4 protein-coding genes and 1 pseudogene are annotated in these 5,839 nt (G+C 71.8%); 4 read left to right on the top strand and 1 reads right to left on the bottom strand.

Annotated elements, in window-relative coordinates; genetic code table 11:
- Nucleotides 1–273 (bottom strand): annotated as a pseudogene (locus tag ACWGI8_RS37775) (hypothetical protein); the annotation flags it as partial.
- Nucleotides 274–641: 368 nt separating this feature from the next.
- Here ACWGI8_RS37775 and uvrC point away from each other — a divergent pair.
- Genes uvrC through whiA form a run of 4 tightly spaced genes read left to right on the top strand, consistent with a single transcriptional unit; the run spans nt 642 to nt 5,801 of the window.
- Nucleotides 642–2,702, top strand: coding sequence for an excinuclease ABC subunit UvrC (gene uvrC, locus ACWGI8_RS37770; protein WP_453667958.1), 2,061 nt, complete (start codon nt 642–644; stop codon nt 2,700–2,702).
- Nucleotides 2,699–3,790 carry an RNase adapter RapZ gene (gene rapZ / locus ACWGI8_RS37765; RefSeq protein ID WP_453667957.1) on the top strand — a complete coding sequence of 364 codons (1,092 nt, stop codon included), beginning with the start codon at nt 2,699–2,701 and terminating at the stop codon, nt 3,788–3,790. The genes uvrC and rapZ overlap by 4 nt, the downstream gene beginning before the upstream one ends.
- Nucleotides 3,787–4,821: a gluconeogenesis factor YvcK family protein gene (locus ACWGI8_RS37760; RefSeq protein ID WP_453667956.1), complete on the top strand. Its 1,035-nt coding sequence runs from the start codon at nt 3,787–3,789 to the stop codon at nt 4,819–4,821. Before rapZ ends, ACWGI8_RS37760 begins: the two co-directional genes overlap by 4 nt.
- Nucleotides 4,812–5,801: a DNA-binding protein WhiA gene (gene whiA, locus ACWGI8_RS37755; RefSeq protein ID WP_093653140.1), complete on the top strand. Its 990-nt coding sequence runs from the start codon at nt 4,812–4,814 to the stop codon at nt 5,799–5,801. The genes ACWGI8_RS37760 and whiA overlap by 10 nt, the downstream gene beginning before the upstream one ends.
- Nucleotides 5,802–5,839: the final 38 nt, after the last annotated feature.

Genomic DNA, 5,839 nt, shown 5'->3' with positions numbered 1-5,839 from the left:
CAGCAGGGAGTTCCCCGGCAGCTGGAGCACCTCCTCCAGTGCCCGTACGGCCCGTAGCGACTCGGGGCGCTGCGGGCGGCGCGCGCCCTGCTGCCAGTAGCTCAGACTGGTCACCCCGACCTTGATCCCGCGGTGTGCGAGATGGTGCTGGACCCGCTGGAGCGGCAGTCCGCGCACCGCGAGCGCCGCGCGCAGCGCCAGATGGAACGGGCCGGTGTGCAGCACCTGGGCCAGCTCGGCCTCGGTGTGCGCGGGGTACGTGGCGTGCCCCATGGGGACTCCTCAGTGAACGTTCACGGCGGCTCGGCGGGTCGTCTCATCGCCGGCCGCGGGCGTGCAGGTGGACCGAAGGCGGCTGTTCACACCCCGTACGCGCCGTTCACAGCCGCATAGCTCCCCGCATTGAAGCGTGTTGATCCGGTCCGGACAACGGCAGATGCCGACGGCACGCGCCCGGACGCGCTCCTTCGATCCCGCGCCCCGCACGGGAGGAACGCGATGCACCGCCCCGCGCCCCCTGCCTGCCCCCCCGTGCCTGCGTCTGCGCCCGTTCGCGGCGCGGGCACGGGGGAGCCCAGGCGGCCCGTCGGCGTCCGGCCGGCGGGCCCCGGTTGTCGGTGGCCGCCAGTAGGGTGGGCGGCATGGCAGACCCCTCCAGCTACCGACCCAAGCCGGGTCAGATCCCCGACTCGCCAGGGGTCTACAAGTTCCGTGACGAGCACTGCCGGGTGATCTACGTCGGCAAGGCGAAGAGCCTGCGGCAGCGGCTCGCCAACTACTTCCAGGACCTGGCGAGTCTGCACCCGCGCACGCGCACGATGGTCACGACCGCGGCCTCCGTGGAGTGGACGGTCGTCTCCACCGAGGTGGAGGCGCTGCAGCTGGAGTACTCCTGGATCAAGGAGTTCGACCCCCGGTTCAACGTCAAGTACCGGGACGACAAGAGCTATCCGTATCTCGCAGTGACGATGAACGAGGAGTTCCCCCGGGTCCAGGTCATGCGCGGCGCCAAGAAGAAGGGCGTGCGCTACTTCGGTCCGTACGGGCACGCGTGGGCGATCCGCGAGACCGTCGATCTGATGCTCCGGGTCTTTCCCGTGCGGACCTGCTCCGCCGGGGTCTTCAAGAACGCCGCACGGACCGGCCGCCCCTGCCTCCTCGGCTACATCGGCAAATGCTCGGCGCCGTGTGTGGAGCGGGTCACCCCGCAGGAGCACCGCGAACTGGCCGAGGACTTCTGCGACTTCATGGCCGGCCGCACCGGCACGTACATCCGCCGCCTGGAGAAGGACATGATGGCGGCCGCCGAGGAGATGGAGTACGAGCGGGCGGGCCGGCTGCGCGACGACATCGAGGCCCTCAAGCGGGCCATGGAGAAGAACGCGGTGGTGCTGGCCGATGCCACCGACGCCGATCTGATCGCGGTCGCCGAGGACGAGCTGGAGGCCGCCGTCCAGATCTTCCACGTCCGCGGCGGCCGGGTGCGCGGCCAGCGAGGCTGGGTCACCGACAAGGTCGAGGCGGTCGACACGGCGGGCCTGGTCGAGCACGCGCTCCAGCAGCTGTACGGGGAGGAGAGCGGCGACGCCGTCCCCAAGGAGGTCCTCGTCCCGGCCCTCCCCGAGGACGTCGACGCGGTCACCCAGTGGCTGAGCGGGCGGCGCGGGGCGAACGTGTCGCTGCGCATTCCGCAGCGCGGCGACAAGAAGGACCTGATGGCGACGGTCGGGCGCAATGCGCAGCAGGCCCTCGTGCTGCACAAGACCAAGCGCGCCAGCGATCTGACGACCCGCTCCCGGGCCCTGGAGGAGATCGCCGAAGCGCTGGGCCTGGAGTCGGCGCCGCTGCGGATCGAGTGTTTCGACATCTCGCATCTGCAGGGCGAGGACGTGGTGGCGTCCATGGTCGTCTTCGAGGACGGTCTGCCCCGCAAGGGCGAGTACCGGCGCTTCCAGATCACGGGTCGTGTCGGGGACACGCAGGTCTGGCACGGCGAGGGCCAGGACGACGTCCGCTCGATGCACGAGGTGATCAGCAGGCGCTTCAGGCGCTATCTGGCCGAGAAGGAGAAAACGGGGGAGTGGGGTCTCCCCGCCGAAGGCGGGGCACGGTCGGCCGAGGACGGTGAGGTGCCGGCGGACGAGGGCAACGGGAAGCCGAAGCGGTTCGCGTACCCTCCCCAGCTCGTGCTCGTCGACGGCGGTCAGCCGCAGGTCGCGGCCGCCCAGCGGGCCCTGGACGAGCTGGGCATCGACGACATCGCCGTCTGCGGCATCGCCAAGCGGATGGAGGAGATATGGCTGCCGGGCGAGGACGACCCGGTCGTGCTCCCGCGCTCCAGCGAGGGGCTCTACCTCATCCAGCGCGTCCGTGACACAGCTCACGACTTCGCGATCCGCTACCAGCGCTCCAAGCGCTCCAAGCGGCTGCGGACCAGCCCGCTCGACGCGGTGCCCGGCCTGGGCGAAACCCGCAAACAGGCTTTGATCAAGCATTTCGGCTCGGTGAAGCGGCTGCGGCAGGCGACAATCGAGCAGATCTGTGAGGTCCCCGGCATGGGCCGGAAGACGGCCGAATCCGTCGTCGTGGCCCTCGCCCAGGCGGCCCCGGCCGCGCCCGCCGTGAATACGGCGACAGGAGAGATCATTGAAGAGGACGACGGGGCAGCAGGAACGACCGAGGACGGGGGCAGCACGGAATGACCGAGTACACCAGACCTGAGCAGGCCGGGGCCGGGCAGGCGGGCACCGGCGAGGGCGGCACCGTACGGGGAGGCACGGCCGCACCGGGCGCCGCCGCACCCGGCGGCACCGGGCCGGAGGGCAGCGAGCCCGGCAGCCCGCAGCACGACAGCACCGACCGAGAAGAACACGGAGCAGGAGACGTGAGTACGGGTACGACGAGCGAGGGCGGGCCGGCCGCCGACGGGGCCATCCCCGAGCTCGTGATCATCTCCGGAATGTCGGGCGCGGGCCGCAGCACCGCGGCAAAGTGCCTGGAGGACCTCGGCTGGTTCGTCGTCGACAACCTGCCGCCCGCGCTGATCCCCACCATGGTGGAGCTCGGCGCCCGTTCCCAGGGCAACGTGGCCCGTATCGCCGTCGTCGTGGACGTCCGAGGCCGGCGGTTCTTCGACAATCTCCGAGAGTCCCTCGCGGACCTCGACGCCAAGCAGGTCACCCGGCGGATCGTCTTCCTGGAGTCGTCCGACGAGGCCCTGGTGCGTCGTTTCGAGTCCGTGCGCCGCCCGCACCCGCTGCAGGGCGACGGCCGCATCGTCGACGGCATCGCCGCCGAGCGGGACCTCCTGCGGGAGCTGCGCGGCGACGCCGACCTGGTGATCGACACCTCCAGCCTCAACGTCCACGAGCTGCGCGCCAAGATGGACGCCCAGTTCGCGGGCGACGAGGAGCCGGAGCTGCGGGCCACCGTCATGTCGTTCGGCTACAAGTACGGTCTCCCGGTCGACGCCGACCTCGTGGTGGACTGCCGCTTCCTGCCGAACCCGCACTGGGTCCCGGAGCTGCGCCCCTTCACCGGCCTCAACGAGGAGGTGTCGGGCTATGTCTTCAACCAGCCGGGTGCCAAGGAGTTCCTCAACCAGTACACCGAGCTGCTGCAGCTGATCGCCGCGGGCTACCGGCGCGAGGGCAAGCGGTACGTGACGATCGCCGTCGGCTGCACCGGTGGCAAGCACCGCTCCGTCGCCATGTCCGAGAAGCTCGCCGCCCGGCTCGGCTCCGAGGGGATCGAGACCGTCGTCGTCCACCGTGACATGGGGCGCGAGTGACCGGTCGTACTCTCCGTCTGCGCCGGCTGCGGGGCAGCGACACGCCCCGCGCCGGGCGCAGGCGCGGCGCCCAGCCCAAGGTCGTCGCGCTCGGCGGCGGAATGGGTCTTTCGGCGTCGCTGGCCGCCCTGCGCCGGATCACCGGCGACCTCACCGCGGTCGTCACCGTCGCCGACGACGGCGGCTCCAGCGGCCGGCTCCGGGAGGAGCTCGGCGTCCTGCCGCCCGGCGATCTCCGCAAGGCGCTGGCGGCGCTGTGCGGTGACGACGACTGGGGCCAGACCTGGGCCAGGGTCATCCAGCACCGCTTCCAGTCCCAGGGCGAGCTGCACGAGCACGCGGTCGGCAATCTGCTGATCGTCGCCCTCTGGGAACAGCTCGGCGACCATGTGCAGGCGCTGGACCTGGTCGGCAAGCTGCTCGGCGCGCACGGCCGGGTGCTGCCCATGTCCGCCGTACCTCTGGAGCTGCAGGCGCTGGTCAAGGGGCATGACCCCGTCCATCCCGACGAGATCCGGACGGTCCGGGGGCAGGCGACGGTGGCGCTGACCCCGGGCGAGGTGCAGTCCGTGCACCTCGTGCCGAACGATCCGCCGGCCGTCCCCGAGGCCGTCGCGGCGGTCCTCGACGCCGACTGGGTGGTGCTGGGGCCGGGCTCCTGGTTCTCCTCGGTGATCCCGCATCTGCTGGTGCCGGAGCTGCTGGACGCGCTGGTCGAGACGAAGGCCCGCCGTGTTCTCTCCCTCAACCTCGCGCCGCAGCCGGGAGAAACGGAGGGGTTCTCTCCGCAGCGTCATTTGGAGGTTTTGGGGCGACACGCCCCTAAACTCGCCCTGGACGTGGTGCTGGCCGACGAGGCCGCCGTGCCCGACCGCGAGTCCCTCGCCGACGCCGCCGAGCGGTTCGGTGCCGCGGTCGAGCTGGCGCCGGTGGCCAGGCCCGACGGGGCTCCGAAGCACGATCCGGAGCTGTTGGCCGCCGCGTACGACCGTATTTTTCGGATGCATGGAAGGATCGGCCCATGGCGATGACGGCAGCGGTGAAGGACGAAATCTCCCGGCTCCCCGTCACCCGGACCTGCTGCAGAAAGGCGGAGGTCTCGGCGATCCTGCGGTTCGCGGGCGGGCTGCACCTGGTCAGCGGCCGCATCGTGATCGAGGCGGAGCTGGACACGGGCATCGCGGCGCGCAGGCTGCGCAAGGACATCCTGGAGATCTTCGGGCATTCCTCGGACCTCGTGGTGATGGCTCCGGGCGGGCTGCGTCGCGGGTCGCGCTACGTCGTACGGGTCGTTGCGGGCGGTGACCAACTGGCCCGCCAGACCGGTCTGGTCGACGGCCGGGGCCGGCCCATTCGCGGACTGCCGCCGCAGGTCGTCTCCGGGGCCACGTGCGACGCCGAGGCGGCCTGGCGCGGGGCCTTCCTGGCGCACGGTTCGCTCACCGAGCCGGGCCGCTCCTCCTCGCTGGAGGTGACCTGCCCGGGCCCGGAGGCCGCGCTGGCGCTGGTCGGCGCCGCGCGCCGGCTCTCCATCGCCGCGAAGGCCCGCGAGGTGCGCGGGGTGGACCGGGTCGTGGTGCGCGACGGCGACGCGATCGGTGCGCTGCTGACCCGGCTGGGGGCGCATGAGTCGGTCCTGGCCTGGGAGGAGCGGCGGATGCGCCGCGAGGTCCGCGCCACCGCCAACCGCCTGGCCAACTTCGACGACGCCAATCTGCGCCGCTCCGCGCGCGCCGCGGTGGCCGCCGGTGCGCGGGTGCAGCGCGCGCTGGAGATCCTCGGCGAGGAGGTGCCCGAGCACCTCGCCGCAGCGGGCCGGCTGCGCATGGAGCACAAGCAGGCCTCCCTGGAGGAGCTGGGCGCCCTCGCCGACCCGCCGCTGACGAAGGACGCGGTCGCGGGCCGCATCCGCCGCCTCCTGGCCATGGCCGACAAGCGTGCGCAGGACCTCGGCATCCCGGGCACGGAGTCCAACCTCACGGAAGAAATGGCCGACGGCCTGGTGGGCTGAGAGCCTCCAACTCGCCGCTGCCGGCGCCCGGATGGGCG

Source organism: Streptomyces sp. NPDC054841, from assembly GCF_053611045.1.
Note: the sequence above shows the minus strand (reverse complement) of the source record. Positions and strands in the feature narration are given on the sequence as shown.